We start from the raw sequence: 24,956 nt of genomic DNA, 5'->3' as shown, positions 1-24,956 counted from the left end.
TTAGTCAACTATTAGGCCAATGCTATGATCCGTATTTCCGATGCTGCACAAGCACACTTTGCCAAACTGCTGGCAAATCAGGAAGAAGGGACCCAGATCCGCGTATTCGTGATCAACCCGGGCACCCCGAATGCAGAATGCGGCGTCTCTTATTGCCCACCGGATGCTGTGGAAGCAACTGACACCGCCCTGAAGTTTGAGCAACTCACTGCCTATGTCGATGAGCTGAGCTCACCGTATCTGGAAGATGCGGAAATTGATTTTGTAACCGACCAGTTGGGTTCACAGTTAACGCTGAAAGCGCCAAACGCCAAAATGCGTAAAGTGACCGACGATGCCCCGCTGATGGAGCGCGTTGAGTACCTGCTGCAGTCCCAGATTAACCCGCAGCTGGCTGGCCACGGTGGTCGCGTCTCCCTGATGGAGATCACCGAAGACGGTCTGGCCATTCTGCAGTTTGGTGGCGGCTGTAACGGCTGTTCCATGGTCGACGTCACCCTGAAAGAAGGGATCGAGAAGCAGCTGCTGAACGAGTTCCCGGAGCTGAAAGGCGTGCGCGATCTGACCGAACACCAGCGCGGCGAACACTCTTACTATTAAGTTTCCGCTATCTGTTGCCCGGCGCTAAACGCTGCCGGGCAAACTCCCCTGCTTTCCCTGCCTCATAACATGACCTGCGTCTCAGAATTCACATTTTGACCGCCAGGGTCATTCTCAAGCCGCACATGTTACCCGTATCATTCTCGTGGGCACTAAAACAGCTTTACGCCGACCGACTAAACTTAAGATTTAGAAGGCAGCCAGCCTGTGTGCCATCAGTTAGCCGTTCCCAGTTGGGGCAACATTAATATGTCGTTGAAACAATGACGTTACCCATAACAATTTTAAGGCCAGATAATCATGCCATTAGTCATCGTCGCTATCGGTGTAATCCTGTTACTGCTCTTGATGATCCGTTTCAAAATGAACGGTTTTATCGCCCTTGTTCTGGTGGCACTTGCTGTCGGCCTGATGCAGGGTATGCCGCTGGTAAAAGTTATCAGTTCCATTAAAGCTGGGGTGGGCGGTACGCTCGGTAGCCTGGCGCTGATCATGGGCTTCGGCGCCATGCTCGGTAAAATGCTGGCTGACTGCGGTGGCGCACAGCGCATCGCGACCACGCTGATTGCCAAATTCGGCAAAAATAACATTCAGTGGGCGGTGGTTTTAACCGGCTTCACCGTGGGTTTCGCCCTGTTCTACGAAGTGGGCTTCGTGCTGATGCTGCCGCTGGTGTTTACCATCGCCGCGTCTGCCAGCATCCCGCTGCTGTATGTGGGCGTACCGATGGCCGCTGCGCTGTCCGTAACGCACGGCTTCCTGCCGCCGCACCCGGGCCCAACCGCTATCGCCACCATCTTCCATGCGGACATGGGTAAAACCCTGCTGTTCGGTACCATCCTTGCGATCCCGACAGTTATTCTGGCCGGCCCGGTCTTTGCCCGCTGCCTGAAAGGTATCGACAAGCCGATCCCGGAAGGTCTGTACAGCGCGAAAACCTTTACCGAAGCCGAGATGCCAAGCTTTGCGGTCAGCGTCTGGACCTCTCTGGTACCGGTCGTGCTGATGGCTATGCGTGCCGTCTGCGAGATGATCCTGCCGAAAGGCCATCCGGTTCTGGGCGTCGCCGAGTTCCTGGGTGACCCGGTGATGGCAACCCTGATTGCCGTTCTGATTGCGCTGTTCACCTTCGGTCTGAACCGTGGCCGTTCCATGGACCAGATCAACGACACCCTGAGCTCTTCGATCAAAATCATCGCCATGATGCTGCTGATCATCGGTGGTGGCGGTGCGTTCAAACAGGTTCTGGTTGATAGCGGCGTGGACAAGTACATCGCTTCCATGATGCATGAAACCAACATATCCCCAATCCTGATGGCATGGTCTATCGCGGCAGTCCTGCGTATCGCGCTGGGTTCCGCAACCGTTGCGGCTATCACTGCGGGTGGCATCGTTGCACCACTGATTGCGACCACCGGCGTCAGCCCTGAGCTGATGGTTATCGCGGTCGGTTCCGGTAGCGTGATTTTCTCCCACGTAAACGATCCGGGCTTCTGGCTGTTCAAGGAGTACTTCAACCTGACCATCGGTGAGACCATCAAGTCCTGGTCCATGCTGGAAACCATCATCTCGGTTTGCGGGCTGATCGGGTGTCTGCTGCTGGGTATGGTTGTTTGATGTGACATTGCCGGGTGGCGGCTACGCCTTACCCGGCCTACAAAACTGAACCGGTGAACGTGCGACAATTATCCGCCTAATCCCCGTAGGCCCGGTAAGCGCAGCGCCACCGGGCAATAAAAAACCCGCCATCTGGCGGGTTTTTGTTTTACTTCTTCGCAGCCGCTTTTCGCCGCTTGTCCAGGTCCTTAATCAGCTTGTTCACCCCTTCGTCAGCAAACATCGCTTCAAGCGAGGTGGACAACTTACGCCGCCAGTTTTTGTACTGGTAGCTGGTGCCCGGAATGTTTACCGGCTCCGCCATATCGATCCAGTCTTCCGGCTGCAGCCCTAACAGGGCGCTGTTACTGTCGGCGATGTAACGCTGCAGGCCGCGGTTAAGCGTGGCGGTCATCGACATCATCGACGCCTTATGCCCGGTGCGTTTCGGCAGGCAACCGTGCGCGTGCAGCGCATCCAGCAAACCCTGCTTCGACAGCTCGCGATCCTGGTACAGCCCACGCAGCATCACGTCGTCAGGGTAGAGACCCAGCGTCTTGCCCAGGGTAAGGTCACCGCTGTCCCACCAGCCCCGAAGCGTAGGAAGGTCATGCGTCGTCGCGACTGCCATTGATTGTTCTGGATACGCCTCCGGCGCGCGGAAGTTCTTCTCAAGGTCGTTTTCAAAATAGAGCACTTTGTAGGAGTAAACGCCGCTGTCACGCAGCTTGCTGACGATTTCCACCGGCACGGTGCCGAGATCTTCGCCGATCACCATGCAGTTGTGGCGCTTGCTCTCGAGGGCAAGGATAGAGAGCAGATCGTCCACCGGATAGTGCACGTAGGCCCCGTGGTCGGCGGTTTCGCCGTACGGGATCCACCACAGGCGCAGGACCGACATCACGTGGTCGATACGCAGCGCGCCGCAGTTCTGCATGTTGGCGCGCAGCAGTTCGATAAAGGGCTCGTAGGCGCGGGCCGCAATCACGTGCGGATCCATCGGCGGCAGGCCCCAGTTCTGACCCAGCGGGCCAAGAATATCCGGCGGCGCACCAACAGACGCTTTCAGGCAGTAGAGCTCGCGATCGCACCAGGTCTCCGCCCCGCCCTCGGCCACGCCCACCGCCAGGTCGCGGTAAAGACCAATCGGCATGTCATAGCCCTGGCTCTCCTGCCAGCAGGCCGCAAACTGGCTGTAAGCCAGCCACTGCAGCCAGAGGTAGAAATCGACTTCTTCGGCATGCTCTTCGCAAAACGCTTTTACCGCCGGGGAATCGACGGACTGATACTGCTCAGGCCAGACCGGCCAGCCCCAGCGCATTTCGTCCTCTTTCACCTGATACGCATGCAGCGCGTCAAACGCCGCCTGCCAGTAGAGGCTCTCCCCTTCCCGGGTAACAAACTCGCGGAACGCCGCCATCTGGTCGTCCTCACGCTGCGCAAAGCCTTTCCACGCCATGCGCAGGGCGGCCATCTTCAGCGCGGTGACGCTGGCATAATCCACCCACTCGGCATCGCGGGCGCGCTGCAGCGCCTGGCGGGTGGTCTCCATGCCCCACCACGCCTGGGCCTCGTCGCTGTTGCGGAAATCTTCAACGGCGTTCACGTCGATGTAAATCACGTTCAGCCAGCGGCGGGACGACGGGCTGTACGGGCTGGCGCTCTCCGGGTTGGCCGGATAGAGCGCGTGAATAGGGTTGAGGCCGATAAAGGCCCCGCCGCGCTTGCCGACATCGGTCAGCATCTTTTTCAGATCGCCGAAATCGCCAATCCCCCAGTTAGCCTCAGAGCGCAGGGTGTAGAGCTGCACGCAGGCGCCCCAAAGCTTCTTGCCCTCTTTCAGCGCCTGCGGCTCGTAGCAGCGTTTTGGCGCCACAATCACCCGACAGTGCCAGCGACTGCCGTCCTGGGTCAGCGTCAGGGTGTGGTAGCCCTCCGGCAGTTTTGCCGGAAGGTTGAGTTTTTTACCGCCCGTGGCATGGCCTTTGTGCTGATGCCCCTCTTCAGTGGTCAGCAGCCAGCTAAATTCGCCGCTGCCTTCGAGGGTCAGCGGCATCTTTTTCCCGGTGGTGTAGACCATCACGTTCGGGACGGGAGTCACCGCCGCTTTCGCGACGGGTTTGGCTTTATGCATGGCATCCAGCAAACGTCTCTTGGTTTCAGCACCAATAGACTGCGGTTTACCATGAGCATTGATGTAGCTGGGGCTGATCCCCGCCGCCAGCGCGGCATTATCGAGACGTTTACTTTCCATCGCGCTTCCTTAGCGTTTTGCCTGCCAGATGCGGGCCTGGTAGTCGCGGATTGAACGGTCGGAGCTGAACATGCCGCAGCGCGCGGTGTTCAGAATGCACGCCCGGGTCCAGGCTTCCTGGTCACGGTACAGAACATCAACCTGCTTCTGCGCCTCGACGTAGCCGGCAAAGTCCGCCATCAGCAGGTACGGGTCGCCGCCCTGCTTGCCGATGCTGTGCAGCATCTGGTCGAACGCGTGCTTGTCGCCGTCGCTGTATTTGCCGCTCTCCAGCTCTTTCAGTACCGCATCCAGCAGTTTGTCTTTTTTACGCCATTTCACCGGGTCGTAACCTTTGGCTTTGATGGCTTTCACCTCTTCCACAGTATGGCCGAAGATAAAGATGTTCTCGTCGCCCACCTGCTCGGCGATCTCCACGTTCGCGCCGTCCAGCGTACCCACGGTCAGCGCGCCGTTCAGGGCCAGCTTCATGTTGCCGGTACCGGAGGCCTCTTTACCGGCAGTCGAAATCTGCTCGGAGACATCCGCCGCCGGGATCAGCAGCTCAGCCGCAGAGACGCTGTAATCCGGCAGGAAGACCACTTTCAACTTGTCGCCCACCTTCGGATCGTTATTCACCGCGTCGGCCACTTTATTGATAGCGAAGATGATGTTTTTTGCCAGGTAGTAACCCGGCGCCGCTTTCGCGCCAAACAGGAACACGCGCGGCACGCGGTCGGCCTGCGGGTTCTCGCGGATCTCTTTGTAGAGCGCCAGAATGTGCAGCAGGTTCAGGTGCTGACGCTTGTACTCGTGCAGACGTTTAATCTGGATATCAAAAATCGCGTTCGGGTTGATCTCAATCCCGGTGCGGGTTTTGACGAACGCCGCCAGGCGCACTTTGTTGTCCTGCTTGATGGTGCGGTAGGTCTCGCGAAACGCCGCATCGTCAGCATACTTTTCCAGGTTGATCAGCTGGTCGAGATCGTTAGCCCACTCTTTGTCGAGCGAGGCATCCAGCAGCGCGGCCAGTTTCGGGTTGCACTGTTTGATCCAGCGACGCGGCGTGATGCCGTTGGTGACGTTGTGGAACTTGTTCGGCCACAGCTGGTGATATTCCGGGAACAGATCTTTCACCACCAGGTCGGAGTGCAGTGCCGCCACGCCGTTCACCGCAAAACCGCTCACCACGCACAGGTTAGCCATGCGAACCTGCTTATCGAAGACCACCGCCAGCTTCGCCCAGACGGCCTTATCGCCCGGCCAGGTTTTATCGACCAGCTTCTTAAAGCGGTTGTTGATCTCATTGATGATCTGCATATGACGTGGCAGCAGGGTTTTAATCAGCTTCTCGTCCCAGCACTCCAGCGCCTCTGGCATCAGGGTGTGGTTGGTGTAGGCGAAGGTCTTGCTGGTGATGGCCCAGGCGTCGTCCCAGTTCAGCTGATGCTCGTCGATCAGCACGCGCAGCAGTTCCGGGATGGCGATGGTCGGGTGGGTGTCGTTCAGCTGGATCACTTCGTAATCCGCCAGCTCGGTGAGTTTGCGGCCCGCCAGGTGATGGCGACGCAGGATATCGGCCACGGAACAGGCGCACTGGAAGTACTGCTGCATCAGGCGCAGCTTTTTACCCGCCAGATGGTTGTCGTTCGGATAGAGAACTTTGGTCAGCTTGTCGGCGTCGATGCCCTGCTGCTCGGCACGCAGGAAATCGCCGTCGTTGAATCGGGTCAGGTTGAACGGATGAGCGTGCGTCGCCTGCCACAGGCGCAGCGGCTGCGCCACGCTGTTACGATAGCCCAGCACCGGCAGATCCCAGGCCTGGCCGGTGATGGTGAAGCCCGGCTCCCACTGGCCCGCTTTCGTCACTTTACCGCCAATGCCCACCTGCACATCCAGCGCTTCGTTGTGGCGGAACCACGGGTAGCTGCCGCGATGCCAGTCATCCGGAACTTCCATCTGCTGGCCGTCGGCGAATGACTGGCGGAACAGACCGTACTGGTAGTTCAGACCATAGCCAGTAGCCGACTGGCCTACCGTCGCCATCGAGTCGAGGAAACAGGCCGCCAGACGACCCAGGCCGCCGTTGCCCAGCGCCGGATCGATCTCCTCTTCCAGCAGGTCGGTCAGGTGGATGTTGTGCGTGCTCAGCACGTCGCTCACCTCCTGATACCAGCCGAGGTTCAGCAGGTTGTTGCCGGTCAGACGGCCAATCAGGAACTCCATCGAAATATAGTTGACGTGGCGCTGACCTTTCACCGGTTTTACCGCGGGTTGGGCGCTCAGCAGCTCGGCGAGCGCTCCGCTGACGGCCTGCCACCACTGGCGGGAGGTCATCTCTTCAGCGGCATGTAGTCCAAAACGCTGCCACTGACGCGTCAGGGCAGCCTGGAATTGAGCTTTGTTGAAAGTAGGCTGTGACATAGGGAATCTGCATCCTGTAGAGAGAAATTAACACGTTGGTGCTAGTGTGCCTGGCTCCTTATGGCTCTTCCTCCTCCCGCCGGGGATTAGGCGGGGAGGAGTAGCGGGGATGAGCGATAAAGTGTGATCGCGGCCACTTTCTGCTGCCGGAGTGTGGGGCATTGAGGATGAAATTAACGGGAAGAGGCTCAAAAAAATGAAATGCGGTTTCGCCTGAAATATACCGCACGGAAATAATTACTTACCCGACGTAATATCACTCAGAATTTACTGCATCTCAAATCGTTATTTCAGGAAAGTAATGATTCCGCGACTTAATTAACTTTTCACAGCATTTACGCTTCTATATTCCTTTTTATGCTTAACCGTCCGAAAACTCGCCAGGCCAGTATCCATGCGCTTTGGAGGCTCACTGGAAAAGTTCCCTTCCCCCCACATAACTTTTTGTGACAGAGTGCAAATTCAGGGACATAAAACCCGGACATAACTTGCAATAAAAAGGTTTCTGACCGACCTTATATGCATTAATTACGAAGCGCAAAAAAAATCAAAAATCTCGATTTCCACACAGTGAAGTGAAACCTATGTTGATTCCGTCCAAATTAAGTCGCCCGGTTCGTCTTGACCATACTGTGGTCCGCGAACGGTTGCTGGCGAAACTTTCCGGCGCGAACAATTTTCGACTGGCGCTGGTAACGAGCCCTGCCGGGTACGGCAAAACAACGCTCATTTCGCAGTGGGCATCCGGCAAAACCGATCTCGGCTGGTACTCCCTGGATGAGGGCGATAACCAGCAGGAGCGTTTCGCCAGTTACCTGATCGCCGCCATTCAGCAGGCGACCAACGGACACTGCGTGACCAGCGAAAGCATGGTGCAAAAGCGGCAGTACGCCAGCCTCTCCTCGCTGTTTTCCCAACTGTTTATTGAGCTGGCCGAATGGCATCGCCCGCTTTATCTGGTCATTGACGATTACCACCTGATCACCAACCCGGTCATTCACGAGTCGATGCGCTTCTTCCTGCGCCATCAGCCGGAGAACCTGACCCTGGTGGTTCTGTCGCGCAACCTGCCGCAGCTGGGCATTGCCAACCTGCGCGTGCGCGATCAGCTGCTGGAAGTGGGCAGCCAGCAGCTCTCCTTTACCCATCAGGAAGCGAAGCAGTTCTTCGACTGCCGTCTGAAATCCCCAATTGAGGTGGCCGAGAGCAGCCGTCTGTGCGACGACGTGGCAGGCTGGGCGACCGCCCTGCAGCTGATTGCCCTCTCCGCACGGCATAACAACAGCTCGACGCAGCAGTCCGCCCGCCGCCTGTCGGGGATCAACGCCAGCCACCTCTCCGATTACCTGGTGGATGAAGTGCTCGACAGCGTCGATCAATCCACCCGCCAGTTCCTGTTAAAAAGCTCCCTGCTGCGCTCGATGAACGATGCGCTGATCGTGCGCGTCACCGGCGAAGACAACGGCCAGATGCGCCTGGAAGAGATTGAACGCCAGGGATTGTTCCTGCAGCGCATGGACGACTCCGGCGAATGGTTCAGCTACCACCCTCTGTTTGGCAGCTTCCTGCGCCAGCGCTGTCAGTGGGAGCTGGCGACCGAACTGCCGGAAATCCACCGCGCCGCAGCGGAGAGCTGGATGGCACAGGGTTTCCCGAGCGAGGCTATCCACCACGCGCTGGCAGCGGGCGACGCCCATATGCTGCGCGATATCCTGCTCAACCACGCCTGGAGCCTGTTTAATCACAGCGAACTGGCCCTGCTGGAGGAGTCGCTGCGCGCCCTGCCGTGGGAAAGCCTGCTGGAAAACCCGCGTCTGGTACTGCTGCAGGCCTGGCTGATGCAGAGCCAGCATCGCTACAGCGAAGTGAACACCCTGCTGGCCCGCGCCGAGCAGGAGATGAAAGGCGAGATGGACGCCGCCCTGCACGGCGAATTTAACGCTCTGCGCGCGCAGGTGGCGATCAACGACGGCGACCAGGAAGAGGCCGAGCGGCTGGCGATGGTCGCGCTGGAAGAGCTGCCGCTGGCAAACTTCTACAGCCGTATCGTTGCCACCTCGGTGCATGGCGAGGTGCTGCACTGTAAGGGCGATCTCACCCGCTCCCTGTCGCTGATGCAGCAGACCGAGCAGATGGCGCGCCGTCACGACGTCTGGCACTACGCCCTGTGGAGCATGATCCAGCAGAGCGAAATTTTATTTGCCCAGGGTTTCCTGCAGGCCGCCTGGGAGACGCAGGAAAAAGCGTTCAACCTGATCCGCGATCAGCATCTGGAACAGCTGCCGATGCACGAGTTCCTGCTGCGCATTCGCGCCCAGCTGCTGTGGGCGTGGGCGCGTCTGGACGAAGCTGAAAGCACCGCCCGTCACGGGGTCGACGTGCTCTCCACCTACCAGCCGCAGCAGCAGTTACAGTGTCTGGGCCTGCTGGTGCAGTGTTCTCTGGCGCGCGGCGATCTGGACAATGCCCGTAACCACCTTAACCGTCTGGAAAACCTGCTCGGCAACGGTCAGTACCACAGCGACTGGGTATCCAACGCCGATAAGGTGCGGGTGATCTACTGGCAGATGACCGGTGACAAGAAATCGGCGGCCAACTGGCTGCGCCAGACGCCGAAGCCGGCGTTCGCCAATAACCATTTCCTGCAGAGCCAGTGGCGCAACATTGCCCGGGCGCAGATCCTGTTAGGCGAGTTCGAACCGGCAGAGATGGTGCTGGAAGAGCTGAACGAGAATGCCCGCAGCCTGCGTCTGATGAGCGATCTCAACCGCAACCTGCTGCTGCAAAACCAGCTCTACTGGCAGGCAGGTCGTAAAAATGACGCCCAGCGCGTACTGCTCGAAGCGCTGCAGCTGGCGAACCGCACCGGGTTTATCAGCCACTTTGTGATTGAAGGCGAGACCATGGCGCAGCAGTTGCGCCAGCTGATTCAGCTCAACACCCTGCCGGAGCTGGATCAGCACCGCGCCCAGCGCATCCTGCGGGAGATTAACCAGCATCACCGTCACAAGTTTGCCCACTTCGATGAGACCTTTGTCGAGCGTCTGCTGACCCACCCGGAAGTGCCGGAGCTGATCCGCACCAGCCCGCTGACCCAGCGCGAGTGGCAGGTTCTGGGGCTGATTTACTCAGGTTACAGCAACGAGCAGATCGCCGGTGAGCTGGCCGTGGCGGCCACCACCATTAAAACGCACATTCGTAATCTGTATCAGAAGCTGGGGGTTGCCCACCGTCAGGATGCGGTGCTGCATGCGCAGCAGCTGTTGAAGATGATGGGGTATGGGGTGTAATTCATTGCCCGGCGGCGCTACGCTTGCCGGGCCTACGCTTTTCGTAGGTCGGGCAAGCGTAGCGCCGCCCGACAAAAACTCAGCACAGTTCTAACTGCAACTTATTATCCCGAATCACTTTTAACACCCCTTCCGGCGGCATCACGTCCGTATAGACCGCATTCACCATGCTGATGCTGCCCATATTGACCATCGCGTTACGGCCAAACTTGGAGTGATCCACCACCAGCATCACGTGGCGCGAGTTCTCAATGATCGCCCGCTTGGTGCGCACTTCGTGGTAGTCAAACTCCAGCAGCGAGCCGTCGCTGTCGATGCCGCTGATACCCAGGATGCCAAAGTCGAGGCGGAACTGGGAGATAAAGTCGAGGGTCGCCTCGCCGATTATGCCGCCGTCGCGGCTGCGCAACTCACCGCCCGCCAGAATGATGCGAAAGTCCTCTTTCTGCATCAGGGTGGTGGCCACGTTCAGGTTGTTGGTGACGATGCGCAGGTTTTCATGCCCGAGCAGAGCATGAGCCACCGCTTCCGGCGTGGTGCCGATGTCGATAAACAGCGTCGCGCCGTTGGGGATCTGGCTCGCCACCTTGCGGGCAATGCGCTCCTTCTCGGAGGTCTGCGTCGCCTTGCGGTCGTGCCAGGAGGTGTTCACCGAGCTGGACGGCAGCGCCGCGCCGCCGTGGTGGCGCAGGATGCGGTTCTGATCGGCCAGGTCGTTAAGGTCGCGGCGGATGGTCTGCGGGCTGACGGCAAACTGCTCCACCAGCTCTTCGGTACTGACGTATCCCTGCTTTTTCACCAGATCGATAATGGCGTCATGACGTTGTGTTTGTTTCATCGGAGTTCCCTGCCAGATTTATGTTCGTTTTCGCGCATTTAGCGTATCGGCAAACGCCATCGCCAGCCCGACCGCCAGCCCGGCTACGTGTGCGCCGTTGGCAATCGCCATTCCAAACAGATCAAACCATCCGGCAATAATCCAGATTAAGGCAAAGGTCATCAACCCGCGCTGCAGGTAGATGCCGCTCTGGGGATCGCGCTCGCCGCGCAGCCAGACGTAGCCCATCAGCGCGTAGACCACGCCGGAAAGCCCCCCGAACCACGGGCCGCCAAACTTATGCTGTATAAAGCCGCTGAGCAGCGCGCTGATAAGGGTAAGCACAATAAGCTTGCCGCTGCCGAGCCGCTTCTCCACCGCCCCGCCGAGATACCACCACCACAGCAGGTTAAAGAGAATATGCAGGAACGAGAAGTGCATCAGCGCGTGGGTAAAGTAGCGCCAGAATTCGAACTCCACCGAGGCGTCATAGGGCCAGGAGAGCATCAGCATCACCTGCTGATCGCCCACCACGCTCATCATAATGAAGACCAGAATACAGGCCGCCATCAACACCAGGGTGAACGGCCCCGCGCGTTCGCGCACGGTCGCAAGGAAAGGAAAGCGCTGGTAACGCAAACCGCTCCCGGTATGGCCGGACTGCCAGCTCGCCGCCAGATAGCGCGCATCGCCGGGGTTTTCCATAAAGCGCGCCAGTTCAGCGTTAACCCGGTCGGCCTGGCTCTCATCCGCCAGCCAGACGTCGGTCTGCGTATGTTGTTGAATGGTGAGGATAACCCCCTGCGTCGCCATGTAGTCGACAAACGCCTGGGCAACGCGCGGGTTGTTAAAAGAGGTAATCAGTAGCATCGGCGGCAGTCGCTTATTCCACACAAAAGGGGACAGTATATACCCTAAATGCCGGCGTGCTCGACTTCTGCCGGGAAATGACGGTGCCAGGCATCGAATCCGCCGTCCACGCTGTAAACCGCGTCATAGCCCTGTTGCAGCAGATACTGCGCCGCACCCTTGCTGCTGTTACCGTGATAGCACATCACCATCACCGGGGTATCGAAATCGTTGTCGCGCATAAACTCGCTCAGCGAGGCATTGGTCAGGTGGAATGCGCCCGGCGTGTGGCCCATGGCAAAACTTTGCGGATCGCGAATATCCACCAGCACCGCCGTTCCCTGGTGCATCTTCTGATGGGCTTCTTCTACGTTAATACATTCAAATTGTTCCATGGTGCTCTCTTGTCTGTTTGCTCCCTCGCCCCTTTGGGGAGAGGGCCGGGGTGAGGGGAAAAATATACCGCGTAGTGTACGTCGTGGCGGCGGGTAAACGCCATTATGTTAGCTCTATCACTCAAAATTGTTTTTTTGATGTTACAAAAATCCATTTCCTTTGCTAGTATGAGCGATATCGAACATTTTTGAGCTTTAACGAAAGCGGCGTGAGGATACAATGGAAACCAAAGATCTGATTGTAATAGGTGGCGGTATCAACGGTGCGGGCATTGCGGCGGATGCCGCAGGGCGCGGGCTATCTGTCCTGATGCTGGAAGCGCAGGATCTCGCCTGTGCCACCTCCTCCGCCAGCTCCAAATTGATCCACGGTGGCCTGCGTTACCTGGAACACTACGAGTTCCGCCTGGTGAGTGAAGCCCTGGCCGAACGTGAAGTGCTGCTGAAAATGGCCCCGCATATCGCCACGCCGATGCGTTTTCGTCTCCCGCACCGTCCGCATCTGCGTCCGGCATGGATGATCCGCATTGGTCTGTTTATGTATGATCACCTGGGCAAACGCACCAGCCTGCCGGCCTCTGCCGGTGTGCGTTTTGGCGCAGACTCGGTGCTGAAGCCGGAGATCGTGCGCGGATTCGAATATTCCGACTGCTGGGTGGACGATGCCCGTCTGGTGCTCGCTAACGCGCAAATGGTTGAACGCAAAGGCGGCGAGGTCAAAACCCGCACCCGAGCGGTCTCGGCGCGTCGGGAAAACGGGCTGTGGATCGTTGAAGCCGAAGATATCGATACCGGCGAGCGTTTCAGCTGGCAGGCGCGTGGCCTGGTCAACGCCACCGGCCCGTGGGTGAAACACTTCTTTGACCACGGGATGCAGCTGCCGTCGCCATATGGTATCCGCCTGATCAAGGGCAGCCATATCGTGGTGCCGCGCGTGCACACCCAGAAGCAGGCCTACATTCTGCAAAACGAAGACAAACGTATCGTGTTTGTGATCCCGTGGATGGATGAGTTCTCCATCATCGGCACCACCGACGTGGAGTACAAAGGCGATCCGAAGAACGTCGAGATCGACGAGAGCGAAATCAGCTATCTGCTGAAGGTGTATAACGCGCACTTTAAGAAGACCCTGGGGCGCGACGACGTGGTCTGGACTTACTCCGGCGTGCGTCCGCTGTGCGATGACGAGTCCGACTCACCGCAGGCCATCACCCGCGATTACACGCTTGATATTCACGATGACCACGGCAACGCACCGCTGCTGTCGGTGTTTGGCGGCAAGCTGACCACCTACCGTAAGCTGGCGGAGCACGCGATGGAAAAACTGGCGCCGTATTATAAAGGTATCGGCCCGGCCTGGACCAAAGGGGCAGTGTTGCCTGGCGGCGATCTCGGCGGCAACCGCGATGACTACGCGGCCAAACTGCGCCGTCGCTATCCGTTTATCAGCGAATCCATGGCCCGCCACTTTGCCCGCACCTACGGCAGCAACTGCGAGTTGATCCTGAAAGAAGCCAAGGATCTGACCGATCTGGGCGAACATTTTGGTCATGAGTTCTACGAGGCGGAGCTGCGTTATTTAGTCGACCACGAGTGGGTACGCCGCGCGGACGATGCGCTGTGGCGTCGCACCAAAGAGGGAATGTGGCTGAACGCGGAGCAGCAGTCGCGCGTAGCGCAGTGGCTGGCTGAACGGACGGGAAAGCGTGAGCTGTCGTTAGCGTCGTGAGGAAATGCCCGGTGGCGCTGACGCTTACCGGGCCTGCAAGATTCGTGCGCGCTTCTCGCCCGGTGGCGCTGACGCTTACCGGGCCTACAAAAGACTAAGGAACGTAGGCCGGGTAAGGCGAAGCCGCCACCCGGCAAAAAAACAGCGGTGCGGCCTGATGCCCTCACCCCGGCCCTCTCCCACAGGGAGAGGGTGCAAACACTAAAAAAGGCAACTTTCGTTGCCTTTTTGCTTTTACAACCGCACCGGATCAATATGCCAGATCGTCTCGGCATACTCTTTGATGGTGCGATCCGACGAGAAGTAGCCCATGTTGGCGATGTTATGCATCGCTTTGGTGGCCCACTCTTCCGGCTTGCGGTACAGCTCGTCCACGCGGTCCTGACAATCCACATAGCTGCGGTAGTCCGCCAGCACCTGGTAGTGATCCCCAAAGTTAATCAGCGAATCCACCAGGTCGCGGTAGCGGCCAGGCTCGTCCGGGTTGAATACCCCGGTGGCGATCTGGGTCAGCACCTGACGAAGCTCTTCATCCTTTTCGTAATAGTCACGCGGCGAGTAACCCTTCGCACGCAGCGCCTCCACCTCTTCCGTGGTGTTGCCGAAGATAAAGATGTTTTCTTCACCCACGTGCTCCAGCATCTCAACGTTGGCGCCGTCCAGCGTGCCGATGGTCAGCGCGCCGTTCAGGGCAAACTTCATATTACTGGTGCCGGAAGCCTCAGTGCCTGCGGTCGAGATCTGCTCCGAGAGATCGGCCGCCGGAATGATCAGCTGCGCCAGACTCACGCTGTAGTTCGGGATAAAGACGACCTTCAGCTTGTCACCAATCTGCGGATCGTTGTTGATCACCTTCGCCACGTCGTTGATCAGATGGATGATGTGTTTCGCCGTGTAGTAGGCCGAGGCCGCTTTACCGGCGAAGATGTTCACGCGCGGCACCCACTCGGCATCCGGATCGGCCTTGATGCGGTTGTAGCGGGTGATCACGTGCAGCACGTTCATCAGCTGACGCTTGTACTCGTGAATACGTTTGATCTGCACGTCGAACAGCGCTTTCGGGTTGGCGACCACGTTCAGATGCAGCGCCATCCACACCGCCAGCCGCTTTTTGTTCAGCAGCTTGGCGTCGCGTACCGCTTTAATCACCGTCGGGAAATCAGCGTGCTGCTCCAGCTCGCTCAGCTGGCTTAAATCGGTGCGCCAGGTACGGCCAATGTTCTCGTCGAGCACCTCGGAGAGCGGCTGGTTAGCCAGCGCCAGCCAGCGGCGCGGCGTCACCCCGTTGGTGACGTTGCAGAAACGCATCGGGAAGATTTTTGCAAAGTCGGCGAACAGCGACTGCACCATCAGGTTAGAGTGCAGCTCAGACACGCCGTTGACCTTGTGGCTGATCACCACCGCCAGCCACGCCATGCGCACCCGGCGGCCATTGGATTCATCGATGATGGAGGTGCGGCTCAGCAGGCCGGTGTCGTGCGGATACTGCTCCTGCAACGTTTTCAGGAAGAAGTCGTTAATCTCAAAGATGATCTGCAGGTGGCGCGGCAGGATTTTGCCGAGCATATCCACCGGCCAGGTCTCCAGGGCTTCGCTCATCAACGTGTGGTTGGTGTAGGAGAAGACCTGGCAGGTCACCTCGAAGGCCTCGTCCCAGCTGAACTTATGCTCGTCGATCAGCAGACGCATCAGCTCGGGGATCGACAGCACCGGATGGGTGTCATTCAGGTGGATACAGGTCTTCTCGGCCAGGTTGGCGTAGGTTTTGTGCAGCTGGTAGTGGCGGCTCAGGATATCCTGAATGGTCGCGGAGACCAGGAAGTACTCCTGGCGCAGACGCAGCTCGCGCCCCGAGTAGGTGGAGTCGTCCGGGTAAAGCACACGGGAGACGTTCTCGGAGTGGTTTTTATCTTCCACCGCCGCGAAGTAGTCGCCCTGGTTGAATTTACCGAGGTTGATCTCGCTACTGGCCTGGGCGTTCCACAGGCGCAGCGTGTTGGTGGCATCGGTGTCGTAGCCGGGGATAATCTGGTCGTAGGCCACGGCGAGGATCTCTTCGGTCTCGACCCAGCGGCTCTTCTTGCCTTCCTGCTGAATACGACCCCCAAAGCGGACCTTATAGCGGGTGTTGTGGCGCTTGAACTCCCACGGGTTGCCGTACTCCAGCCAGTAGTCCGGGGACTCTTTCTGTCGGCCATCGACGATGTTCTGTTTGAACATGCCGTAATCGTAGCGGATGCCGTAGCCACGCCCCGGCAGGGCGAGGGTCGCCAGCGAATCGAGGAAGCAGGCCGCCAGACGACCCAGACCGCCGTTGCCTAAGCCGGGGTCGTTCTCTTCGTCAATCAGCTCTTCTAAATCCAGCCCCATCTCTTCCAGCGCGGTTTTGACGTCGTCATAAATACCCAGCGACAACAGCGCGTTGGAAAGGGTGCGGCCAATCAAAAACTCCATCGACAGATAGTAAACCTGGCGAGTCTCCTGTGAGAGCTGGGCGCGGTTGGAGCGCAGCCAGCGTTCAACCAGCCGGTCACGCACCGCAAACAGCGTGGCGTTAAGCCATTCGTGTTTGTTGGCGATGACCGGATCTTTGCCGATGGTGAACATCAGCTTGTAAGCGATAGAGTGCTTTAACGCCTCAATGCTTACCGTGGGAGACGCATAGGAAAAGGGTGCATTCATATCTCTGATTCCAGCGTTGTTACATCAAGCGTTGATAAAGATCGCGGTAGGACTGCGCCGCAACTTGCCAGCTAAAATCCATGGCCATCGCCTGGCGTTGAACAAAACGCCATAAAGAGGGACGTGACCACAACACGAAGGCACGACGAATCGCGCGTAACAGCGACCAGGCATTACTGTCCTCGAAGACAAATCCGCTGGCTATTCCGTCTGCCAGGTTCTCCAGCGAAGTGTCGGATACGGTATCCGCCAGCCCGCCGGTACGGCGCACCAGAGGCAGCGTGCCGTACTTCAGGCCATACAGCTGGGTTAAGCCGCAGGGCTCAAAACGGCTCGGCACCAGGATAACGTCGGCGCCACCCATGATGCGATGGGAGAACGCTTCGTGATAGCCAATCTGCACCCCCACCTGCCCCGGATGCTCGGCGGCGGCGGCGAGGAAGCCCTCCTGCAGCACCGGATCGCCGGCCCCCAGCAGCGCCAGCTGTCCGCCCTGCTCCAGCAGACCCGGGAGCGCTTCAAGCACCAGATCGAGCCCTTTCTGGCTGGTCAGACGGCTCACCACCGCAAACAGCGGCACCTTGTCGTTGACCTTCAGCCCCATAGCAATCTGCAGCTGACGTTTGTTCTCGGCCTTATCTTCCACCGAATCGCGGTTATAGCGCGCGCTCAGCAGCAGATCGGTCTCCGGGCTCCAGATTTTTTCATCCACGCCGTTGAGAATGCCCGACAGGCGGCCTTCGCGGTGGCGCTGGGTCAAAAGCCCTTCCATGCCGTAGCCAAACTGCGCTTCGGTGATCTCCCGCGCGTAGGTCGGACTTACGGCGGTGATGTGATCGGCGTAGTACAGCCCGGCCTTGAGGAACGAAATTTGCCCGTTGAACTCCAGCCCATGGATATTAAAGAACGACCATGGCAGTTCTATTTCATCCATGTGTTTGGCTAAATACATCCCCTGATACGCCAGGTTATGCACGGTAAAGACCGATTTTGCTGGATGGCCACGCACCGCCAGATACGCCGGTGCTAACCCGGCGTGCCAGTCGTGGGCATGCACGATGTCCGGACGCCAGAACGGATCCAGCCCGCAGGCCATCTCCGCACCGACCCAGCCGAGCAGCGCGAAACGCAGCACGTTGTCGGTATAGGCAAACAGGTTAGTGTCGTGGTACGGGCTCCCTGGGCGGTCATAAAGATGCGGGGCATCAATCAGGTAGATGCCCACGCCGTTGTAATGGCCAAACAGTAATGTGATGCGCCCGGCAAAGGTCTCACGGCGGCTGACAATCTGCGCGTCAGGCACGCCGCGACGAATATCCGGAAAAGCAGGGAGAAGCACGCGAGTATCGACCCCACCGGCGATTTGCGCCGCCGGTAACGCCCCAATCACATCCGCCAACCCGCCGGTTTTTAGCAACGGGAACATCTCAGAACAAACGTGTAAAACCTGCATCATCGCTCCTGTTTGATCTGCAGTTTACGCAGCATTTCACGCGTAACCAGCACGATACCTTCTTCTGAGCGGTAGAAACGGCGCGCGTCCTCTTCCGCATTTTCTCCAATTACCATGCCTTCCGGGATGACGCAGGCACGGTCGATAACGCAACGACGCAGGCGGCACGAGCGGCCCACCCAGACGTCGGGTAACAATACTGACGAATCAATGTTGCAGAAGGAGTTCACCCGCACGCGCGGGAACAACACCGACTGCACCACCACCGAGCCCGAGATAATGCACCCGCCGGAAACCAGCGAGTTCAGCGTCATGCCGTGGCTGCCCGAGCGGTCCTGCACAAATTTCGCAGGAGGCAGAGACTCCATGTGGGTGCGGATCGGCCAGTTATGGTCGTACATGTCGAGTTCTGGCGTTACAGAGGCCAGGTCGAGGTTGGCCTTCCAGTACGCTTCCAGGGTGCCCACATCGCGCCAGTACGGTTCTGAATTCGGATCGGACTGTACGCAGGACAGTGGGAACGGATGTGCATAGGCCATGCCAGATTTGGTGATTTTCGGGATAATATCTTTGCCGAAGTCGTGGCTGGATTTCTCGTCCTTGTCATCCTCTTCCAGCAGTTGGTAAAGGTAATCGGCATCAAAGACATAGATACCCATACTGGCGAGCGACTTAGTGTCATCCCCCGGCATTGAAGGCGGGTTCGCCGGTTTTTCCACGAACTCGATGACTTTGTCGTTTTCATCCACCGCCATAACGCCAAACGCCGTCGCCTCGGCAACGGGCACCGGCATACAGGCTACGGTGCAGCGCGCCCCTTTTTCGACATGGTCGATCAGCATGCGCGAGTAGTCCTGCTTGTAGATGTGGTCCCCGGCAAGGATCACCACATACTCGGCGTCGTAGCGACGAATAATGTCGAGGTTCTGCGTGACCGCATCGGCGGTGCCGCGATACCAGTTTTCGCCGTGTACGCGCTGCTGGGCAGGCAGCAGATCGACAAACTCGTTCATCTCCTCACTGAAGAACGACCAGCCGCGCTGAATGTGCTGCACCAGGGTATGGGACTGATACTGGGTGATCACGCCAATACGGCGAATACCGGAGTTAAGGCAGTTTGACAGAGCAAAATCGATAATACGGAATTTACCGCCGAAGTGGACGGCGGGTTTGGCACGTTTAATCGTTAAATCTTTTAATCGGGTACCGCGTCCACCAGCAAGAATCAGGGCAACAGACTTCAATGGCAGCTGACGCGCCAACATTAGAGGGTCGTTCTTATCTAACCTAACCATGATCAACTCCTTTTATTATCATCTCTGGAATACACATACACCGTGCGCAGGCCCATGCCAGGCAGTCATAACGACCGGATTATCCTCTCCGGCAAAGGGGGGGATAGCCCGCCACTCCCCTTCGGGTAAAGCAATTTCTGCGACCTCATTGGTGGCGTTGAAGGTGATGAGCCAGCAATCCGAAAGCAGGATCTGCAGGCACGGCACGCCGCTCTGCCACTCGTGCGCGTCCAGGGGTTGCGCCTTTTTATTTAACCAGCGAACATTGCCATCGCCCTCTTCCCACCACTGATTCAGGGTGAGCGCCGGGATCTGCTTGCGCAGATGCACCAGCGCGGCCGTAAAGGCGACCAATCCCTCGTTGGCCTGTTGCCAGTCCAGCCAGGTTAACGCGTTATCCTGGCAATACGCGTTGTTGTTGCCGTGCTGACTGTGGCCATGTTCATCGCCCGCCAGCAGCATCGGCGTCCCCTGTGACAGCAAAAGGGTGGTCAGCAGCGCATGCACGCTGGCGCGCCGCCGTTCAATCACATCCAGATTGCCACTTAATCCTTCAACACCATGGTTAAAACTGTGGTTATTGAAGGTGCCGTCACGGTTTTCTTCGCCGTTTGCTTCATTGTGTTTCTGATTGAAACAAACGCAGTCACGCAGGGTGAATCCGTCGTGCGCCGTCAGCAAATTGACCGACGCAGAAGGCAAACGCCCGTTGCGTTTAAACAGATCGCTGGACGCCGCGAAACGTCCGGCAAAGGCCCCCAGCGACAGATCGCGCGCCAGCCAGAAGCGGCGCGCCGCATCACGATAGTGATCGTTCCACTCGGCAAACAGCGGCGGGAAATTCCCCACCTGGTAACCGCCCGGGCCGACATCCCAGGGTTCAGCAATCAGCTTCACGCCCGAGAGCAGCGGGCAGTTTTTGATGGCCTCAAACAGCGGCGCCTGCTGGCTGTATTCCGGCGTGCGTCCCATTACCGGGGCCAGGTCAAAACGAAAACCGTCGATGTGGAAGGTTTCAACCCAGTATTTCAGGCACGCGTACGCGTAGTCTGTTACCGCCGGATGGCTGAGGTTGAGGGTGTTACCGCACCCGGTCCAGTTGTGATAATCCCCGTCCTCTCTTAACCAATAATAGCTAGGGTTATCAATTCCGCGCAGGGAGAAGGTCGGCCCTTCAAGATCCAGCTCGGCGCTGTGGTTGAGAACGATATCCAGAATGACCTCGATACCCGCTTCGTGTAGCGCCTTCACCGCGTCACGAAACTCATCCCGCGCCCGGTCGGGATGCGAGGCGTAGCGCGGCTCGAGGGCAAACATCGCCATCGGGTTATAGCCCCAGTAGTTGCTGAGGCCGAGGCGTTGCAGGCGCGGCTCGCTGGCGAAATGGGCCACCGGCAATAACTCCAGGGCCGTGATGCCGAGCTGCTTAAAATAGGCAATCATCACCGGATGGCTGAGCGCCTGATAGGTGCCGCGGATCTCTTCCGGGATGTCAGGGTGCAGCCAGGTCAGCCCTTTGACGTGCGCTTCATAGATGACCGTGTTGCCCCACGGCGTGTTGGGCGGGGCATCCTCTTCCCAGTCGTAATGATCGTTGACCACCACGCTTTTCGGCGCGACGGCGGCGCTGTCACGATGATCCGGGGTCTCTTTGCCGCTGTGCAGCAGAACGTCGTCATTCAGCGTGCCATCGACCTGATACGCGCAGGGGTCGAGCAGCAGTTTCGCCGGGTTAAAGCGCAGCCCTTTGGCCGGATCCCAGGGGCCATACACCCGATAGCCGTAGCGCATGCCGGGGCGGGCATGTTCCAGATAGCCGTGCCAGATATCGCCGCTGCGCGCCACCAGATCGTAGCGATGTTCAATGCCTTTGCCGTCAAACACACAGAGTTCAACCCGATCCGCGTGGGCGGAGAAGAGCGTGAAGTTCACCCCCTTCCCGTCGTAGCACGCACCGAGCGGGGCGGGTTTACCGGCAGTGAGTTGCGTCATTCCCCCTCCCGGACCAGCCAGATAGTGGACAGCGGCGGCAGCGTCAGGCTCAGGGATTGTGGACGACCATGGCTCTCCTGTTCATCGCTCTGCACCAGCCCACCATTACCCGCATTGCTGCCGTGGTAGTGCATGGAGTCGGTGTTCAGCACCTCGCGCCATTTGCCCGGCTGATTGATGCCGAACCGGTAGTGATGGCGCGTCACCGGGGTGAAGTTGCTGGCGACGATGATTTCGTTGCCCGCTTTATCGCGACGGACAAAGATCAGCACCGAGCGTTCGTGGTCATCCACCACCAGCCACTCAAAGCCGTAATCATCGAAGTCCAGCTCGTGCAGGGCCTTGTGATGACGGTAAGTATGGTTGAGGTCGCGAACCAGGCGCTGAACGCCGTGGTGCCAGTTGTCGCCCCCTTCCAGCAGATGCCAGTCGAGGCTGGAATCGTGGTTCCACTCGCGGCCCTGGGCGAACTCGTTGCCCATAAACAGCAGCTTTTTGCCCGGGAAGGCGAACATCCAGCCGTAGTAGGCGCGCAGGTTGGCAAATTTCTGCCACGCGTCGCCCGGCATACGGTCGAGAATCGATTTTTTGCCGTGAACCACTTCGTCGTGGGAGAGCGGCAGGATAAAGTTTTCGGTGCCGTTATAGAGCATGCCGAAGGTCAGCTTGTTGTGGTGATACTGGCGATGCACTGGATCGAGCTTCATGTAATCCAGGGTGTCGTGCATCCAGCCGAGGTTCCACTTGTACCAGAAGCCGAGGCCGCCCATGGAAGGCGGACGGGAGACGCCCGGGAAGTCGGTGGACTCTTCGGCCATCGTCACCGCGCCCGGCGACTGCTCGCCGAGAATGCGGTTGGTGTTACGCAGGAACTCGATCGCTTCGAGGTTTTCGCGGCCGCCGAATTCGTTCGGGATCCACTCCCCCTCTTTGCGGCTGTAGTCGCGATAGATCATCGACGCCACCGCATCCACGCGCAGGGCATCAATGCCGAAACGCTCGATCCAGTAGAGCGCATTGCCCACCAGGTAGTTGGTCACTTCCCGACGGCCATAGTTGTAGATCAGGGTATTCCAGTCCTGGTGATAGCCTTCCCGCGGATCGCTGTGCTCATACAGGCTGGTGCCGTCGAACTGCGCCAGGCCAAAATCATCGGACGGGAAGTGGCCCGGGACCCAGTCGAGGATCACATTCAGCCCGGCGGCGTGCGCGGCGTTGATAAAGTAGCGGAAGTCATCCCGGGTGCCGAAACGGCGGGTCGGGGCATACATCCCGGTCGGCTGGTAGCCCCAGCTGCCGTCAAACGGGTGTTCGTTGATCGGCAGCAGCTCCAGATGGGTAAAGCCCATCCATTTCACATAGGGGATCAGCTGGTCGGCCAGCTCCCGGTAGCTGAGCCAGAAGTTGTTATCGGTATGACGACGCCAGGAGCCAAGATGGACTTCGTAAATGGAGATCGGCATATTGAACTGGTTGGCCCGGGCGCGCTCTTCGCTCTGGGCGACTTTCTCCGGCAGGCCGCAAATCAGTGACGCCGTTTCCGGGCGCATCTGTGCCTCGAAGGCATAGGGGTCGGCCTTGATGCGCAGCTTGCCGTGAGCATCGATCATCTCATATTTGTACAGCTGGCCGTTTTGCGCGCCGGGGATAAACAGCTCCCAGATGCCGGTTTCACGGCGCAGGCGCATCGGGTGGCGGCGGCCATCCCAGTAGTTGAACTGCCCCACCACGGAGACGCGTTGGGCATTCGGTGCCCAGACGGTAAAGCGGGTGCCGGTGACGCCGTCCATCGTGTCGGCGTGCGCGCCGAGGGTTTCATAAGGCCGCAGGTGCGTACCTTCCGACAGCAGCCAGGCGTCCATCTCCTGCAACAGAGGACCAAAGCGATAGGGATCGTCGATCAGATTCTGCTGACCATGCCAGATCACGGCGAGCTGATAGCGGAAGAAGTTTTTACGGCGGGCCATCACGCCAGCGAAGAAGCCGCGTGAATCGATACATTCGAGTTTACCGACCTTGCGACCGGTTTTGGGTTCAATCACCCACACTTCCGTTGCGTCAGGTAACAGTGCCCGGACTTCCAGCCCGGCGTCAGTGCGGTGCATGCCAAGTACAGAAAACGGATCCGCAAAGTGACCCGCAATAAGCGCATTAATCACGTCTCTATCAATACGAACAGACATGGTGTTCATCCTGTTTTTTTAGTTGCCGCCCCTTTCGCGCGCCGGGTACGACCTTGATGTGACCTGAATGGAACAGCACACTGTGCATCCTCTCTGTTCCATCCAACCTCCAGGCGGAATATGTGGCATCCCGCATAAAGCATAGCCAACGCTTTATATGACTCCCGAAAAATAATGGATCATTTGCGTTTTCGTCCTTTAGTACGCAAAAAAAGGGGTGATAAATCACCCCTTAGTATTAAGTATTTATTACGCCAGCTGACGCAGCATCCTGCGCAGCGGCTCGGCGGCACCCCATAACAGCTGGTCGCCGACGGTAAAGGCGGAAAGGTATTCTGGCCCCATATTTAGTTTACGCAGGCGTCCAACAGGGGTAGATAATGTGCCGGTCACTGCCGCAGGGGTCAGCTCGCGCATGGTGATGTCGCGGTCGTTTGGCACTACTTTCGCCCACTGATTGTGCGATGCGAGCAGCTCTTCCACCGTCGGAATAGACACATCTTTTTTCAGTTTGATGGTGAATGCCTGGCTGTGGCAGCGCAGCGCCCCGATGCGCACGCACAGGCCGTCAACCGGGATCACGGAAGAGGTACGCAGAATTTTGTTGGTCTCGGCCTGGCCTTTCCACTCTTCGCGGGTCTGGCCGTTATCCAGCTGTTTGTCGATCCACGGGATCAGGCCACCGGCCAGCGGTACGCCGAAGTTATCCACCGGCAGCTCGCCGCTGCGGGTCAGCTGAGTCACTTTACGCTCGATATCGAGAATGGCGGACGCCGGATTTGCCAGCTCTTGCGCAACGCTTGCGTGCAGCTGGCCCATCTGGGTCAGCAGCTCGCGCATATGACGCGCGCCGCCGCCGGAGGCTGCCTGATAGGTGGCAACCGAGACCCACTCCACCAGATCCTGAGCAAACAGGCCGCCCAGCGACATCAGCATCAGGCTGACGGTGCAGTTGCCGCCGACGAAGGTTTTCACGCCCTTGTTCAGGCCATCGGTGATGACATCCTGGTTAACCGGGTCAAGAATAATGATGGCGTCGTCTTTCATGCGCAGCGAAGAGGCCGCGTCAATCCAGTAGCCCTGCCAGCCGCTTTCACGGAGCTTTGGATAAATTTCGTTGGTATAATCGCCGCCCTGGCAGGTCACGATAATGTCCAGCGCCTTCAACGCTTCCAGATCAAAAGCATCCTGCAACGTGCCTGTGGAACCCCCAAAGGACGGAGCAGCCTGGCCGAGCTGGGAAGTGGAGAAGAAGACCGGGCGGATAGCGTCGAAGTCGCGCTCTTCAACCATGCGTTGCATGAGTACAGAGCCGACCATACCGCGCCAGCCGATAAAACCAACGTTTTTCATAGCATTTTTTTCCTGCAGAGGGTGTGTGCTGTTTATGCAAGCCAGTATTGAACTGGGATATGCTT

General features: G+C 58.4%; 15 protein-coding genes. 4 read left to right on the top strand and 11 right to left on the bottom strand.

Translation table 11 applies throughout. The features are described from left to right. The first annotated feature begins 24 nt into the window (after positions 1–24). Both nfuA and gntT read left to right on the top strand, forming a co-directional pair. A complete protein-coding gene (nfuA, locus tag FFB58_RS19475) occupies positions 25–600 on the top strand; it encodes a Fe-S biogenesis protein NfuA (protein ID WP_039031502.1) in 576 nt (191 codons plus the stop codon). A gap of 300 nt (positions 601–900) precedes the next feature. After that, entirely contained in the window at positions 901–2,217 is a 1,317-nt protein-coding gene (gene gntT / locus FFB58_RS19470; protein ID WP_039031501.1) for a gluconate transporter, read from the top strand. A 148-nt stretch (positions 2,218–2,365) separates the two neighbouring features. Here the strand turns inward: gntT and malQ are convergent, their stop codons facing one another. Both malQ and malP read right to left on the bottom strand, forming a co-directional pair. Continuing rightward, complete coding sequence (gene malQ, locus FFB58_RS19465) at positions 2,366–4,450, bottom strand: 4-alpha-glucanotransferase (RefSeq protein WP_138370757.1); 2,085 nt, start codon at positions 4,448–4,450, stop codon at positions 2,366–2,368. A 9-nt stretch (positions 4,451–4,459) separates the two neighbouring features. Next, positions 4,460–6,853, bottom strand: coding sequence for a maltodextrin phosphorylase (malP, locus tag FFB58_RS19460; protein ID WP_138370756.1), 2,394 nt, complete (start codon positions 6,851–6,853; stop codon positions 4,460–4,462). A 584-nt stretch (positions 6,854–7,437) separates the two neighbouring features. On the opposite strand from malP, the gene malT reads away from it, so the two are divergent. Continuing rightward, entirely contained in the window at positions 7,438–10,143 is a 2,706-nt protein-coding gene (gene malT / locus FFB58_RS19455) for an HTH-type transcriptional regulator MalT (RefSeq protein WP_039031498.1), read from the top strand. A 79-nt stretch (positions 10,144–10,222) separates the two neighbouring features. Here the strand turns inward: malT and FFB58_RS19450 are convergent, their stop codons facing one another. The 3 genes from FFB58_RS19450 to glpE are packed head-to-tail and all read right to left on the bottom strand — an operon-like array spanning position 10,223 to position 12,204. Then, on the bottom strand, positions 10,223–10,981 hold the full coding sequence (locus FFB58_RS19450; RefSeq protein ID WP_039031497.1) for a DeoR/GlpR family transcriptional regulator: 759 nt from the start codon (positions 10,979–10,981) through the stop codon (positions 10,223–10,225). 18 nt (positions 10,982–10,999) lie between these two features. Next, the gene (gene glpG, locus FFB58_RS19445; protein ID WP_039031496.1) at positions 11,000–11,830 is read right to left on the bottom strand and encodes a rhomboid family intramembrane serine protease GlpG; all 831 of its coding nucleotides are present in this window, start codon (positions 11,828–11,830) and stop codon (positions 11,000–11,002) included. A gap of 44 nt (positions 11,831–11,874) precedes the next feature. Then, entirely contained in the window at positions 11,875–12,204 is a 330-nt protein-coding gene (gene glpE, locus FFB58_RS19440; protein ID WP_039031495.1) for a thiosulfate sulfurtransferase GlpE, read from the bottom strand. A 220-nt stretch (positions 12,205–12,424) separates the two neighbouring features. Here glpE and glpD point away from each other — a divergent pair, with 220 nt between their 5' ends. After that, a complete protein-coding gene (gene glpD, locus FFB58_RS19435; RefSeq protein ID WP_138370755.1) occupies positions 12,425–13,933 on the top strand; it encodes a glycerol-3-phosphate dehydrogenase in 1,509 nt (502 codons plus the stop codon). Between the two features lie 234 nt (positions 13,934–14,167). Here the strand turns inward: glpD and glgP are convergent, their stop codons facing one another. The 6 genes from glgP to asd form a co-directional block, all read right to left on the bottom strand. Further along, positions 14,168–16,615: a glycogen phosphorylase gene (glgP, locus tag FFB58_RS19430; RefSeq protein ID WP_138370754.1), complete on the bottom strand. Its 2,448-nt coding sequence runs from the start codon at positions 16,613–16,615 to the stop codon at positions 14,168–14,170. A gap of 19 nt (positions 16,616–16,634) precedes the next feature. Beyond that, positions 16,635–18,068, bottom strand: coding sequence for a glycogen synthase GlgA (gene glgA, locus FFB58_RS19425; RefSeq protein ID WP_039031492.1), 1,434 nt, complete (start codon positions 18,066–18,068; stop codon positions 16,635–16,637). After that, positions 18,068–19,363 carry a glucose-1-phosphate adenylyltransferase gene (gene glgC / locus FFB58_RS19420; protein WP_039031491.1) on the bottom strand — a complete coding sequence of 432 codons (1,296 nt, stop codon included), beginning with the start codon at positions 19,361–19,363 and terminating at the stop codon, positions 18,068–18,070. Before glgC ends, glgA begins: the two co-directional genes overlap by 1 nt. Positions 19,364–19,381: 18 nt before the next feature. Next, the gene (gene glgX / locus FFB58_RS19415; RefSeq protein WP_138370753.1) at positions 19,382–21,355 is read right to left on the bottom strand and encodes a glycogen debranching protein GlgX; all 1,974 of its coding nucleotides are present in this window, start codon (positions 21,353–21,355) and stop codon (positions 19,382–19,384) included. Beyond that, positions 21,352–23,538, bottom strand: a complete 2,187-nt coding sequence (gene glgB / locus FFB58_RS19410) for a 1,4-alpha-glucan branching enzyme (protein ID WP_138370752.1) — start codon at positions 23,536–23,538, stop codon at positions 21,352–21,354. Before glgB ends, glgX begins: the two co-directional genes overlap by 4 nt. 249 nt (positions 23,539–23,787) lie before the next feature. Next, positions 23,788–24,891: an aspartate-semialdehyde dehydrogenase gene (gene asd, locus FFB58_RS19405; RefSeq protein ID WP_039031488.1), complete on the bottom strand. Its 1,104-nt coding sequence runs from the start codon at positions 24,889–24,891 to the stop codon at positions 23,788–23,790. Positions 24,892–24,956: the final 65 nt, after the last annotated feature.

The sequence above is a fragment of the Enterobacter sp. MF024 genome, assembly GCF_005843915.1.
GTDB classification, from domain to species: domain Bacteria; phylum Pseudomonadota; class Gammaproteobacteria; order Enterobacterales; family Enterobacteriaceae; genus Enterobacter; species Enterobacter barmai.
This window is presented reverse-complemented; position numbering and strand designations above follow the sequence as displayed.

Excerpts from the sequence above, each read along its gene's own strand:
- nfuA (WP_039031502.1), top strand. The coding sequence starts at position 25 with ATGATCCGTATTTCCGATGCTGCACAAGCACACTTTGCCAAACTGCTG.
- gntT (WP_039031501.1), top strand. The coding sequence starts at position 901 with ATGCCATTAGTCATCGTCGCTATCGGTGTAATCCTGTTACTGCTCTTG.
- malQ (WP_138370757.1), bottom strand. The coding sequence starts at position 4,450 with ATGGAAAGTAAACGTCTCGATAATGCCGCGCTGGCGGCGGGGATCAGC.
- malP (WP_138370756.1), bottom strand. The coding sequence starts at position 6,853 with ATGTCACAGCCTACTTTCAACAAAGCTCAATTCCAGGCTGCCCTGACG.
- malT (WP_039031498.1), top strand. The coding sequence starts at position 7,438 with ATGTTGATTCCGTCCAAATTAAGTCGCCCGGTTCGTCTTGACCATACT.
- FFB58_RS19450 (WP_039031497.1), bottom strand. The coding sequence starts at position 10,981 with ATGAAACAAACACAACGTCATGACGCCATTATCGATCTGGTGAAAAAG.
- glpG (WP_039031496.1), bottom strand. The coding sequence starts at position 11,830 with ATGCTACTGATTACCTCTTTTAACAACCCGCGCGTTGCCCAGGCGTTT.
- glpE (WP_039031495.1), bottom strand. The coding sequence starts at position 12,204 with ATGGAACAATTTGAATGTATTAACGTAGAAGAAGCCCATCAGAAGATG.
- glpD (WP_138370755.1), top strand. The coding sequence starts at position 12,425 with ATGGAAACCAAAGATCTGATTGTAATAGGTGGCGGTATCAACGGTGCG.
- glgP (WP_138370754.1), bottom strand. The coding sequence starts at position 16,615 with ATGAATGCACCCTTTTCCTATGCGTCTCCCACGGTAAGCATTGAGGCG.
- glgA (WP_039031492.1), bottom strand. The coding sequence starts at position 18,068 with ATGCAGGTTTTACACGTTTGTTCTGAGATGTTCCCGTTGCTAAAAACC.
- glgC (WP_039031491.1), bottom strand. The coding sequence starts at position 19,363 with ATGGTTAGGTTAGATAAGAACGACCCTCTAATGTTGGCGCGTCAGCTG.
- glgX (WP_138370753.1), bottom strand. The coding sequence starts at position 21,355 with ATGACGCAACTCACTGCCGGTAAACCCGCCCCGCTCGGTGCGTGCTAC.
- glgB (WP_138370752.1), bottom strand. The coding sequence starts at position 23,538 with ATGTCTGTTCGTATTGATAGAGACGTGATTAATGCGCTTATTGCGGGT.
- asd (WP_039031488.1), bottom strand. The coding sequence starts at position 24,891 with ATGAAAAACGTTGGTTTTATCGGCTGGCGCGGTATGGTCGGCTCTGTA.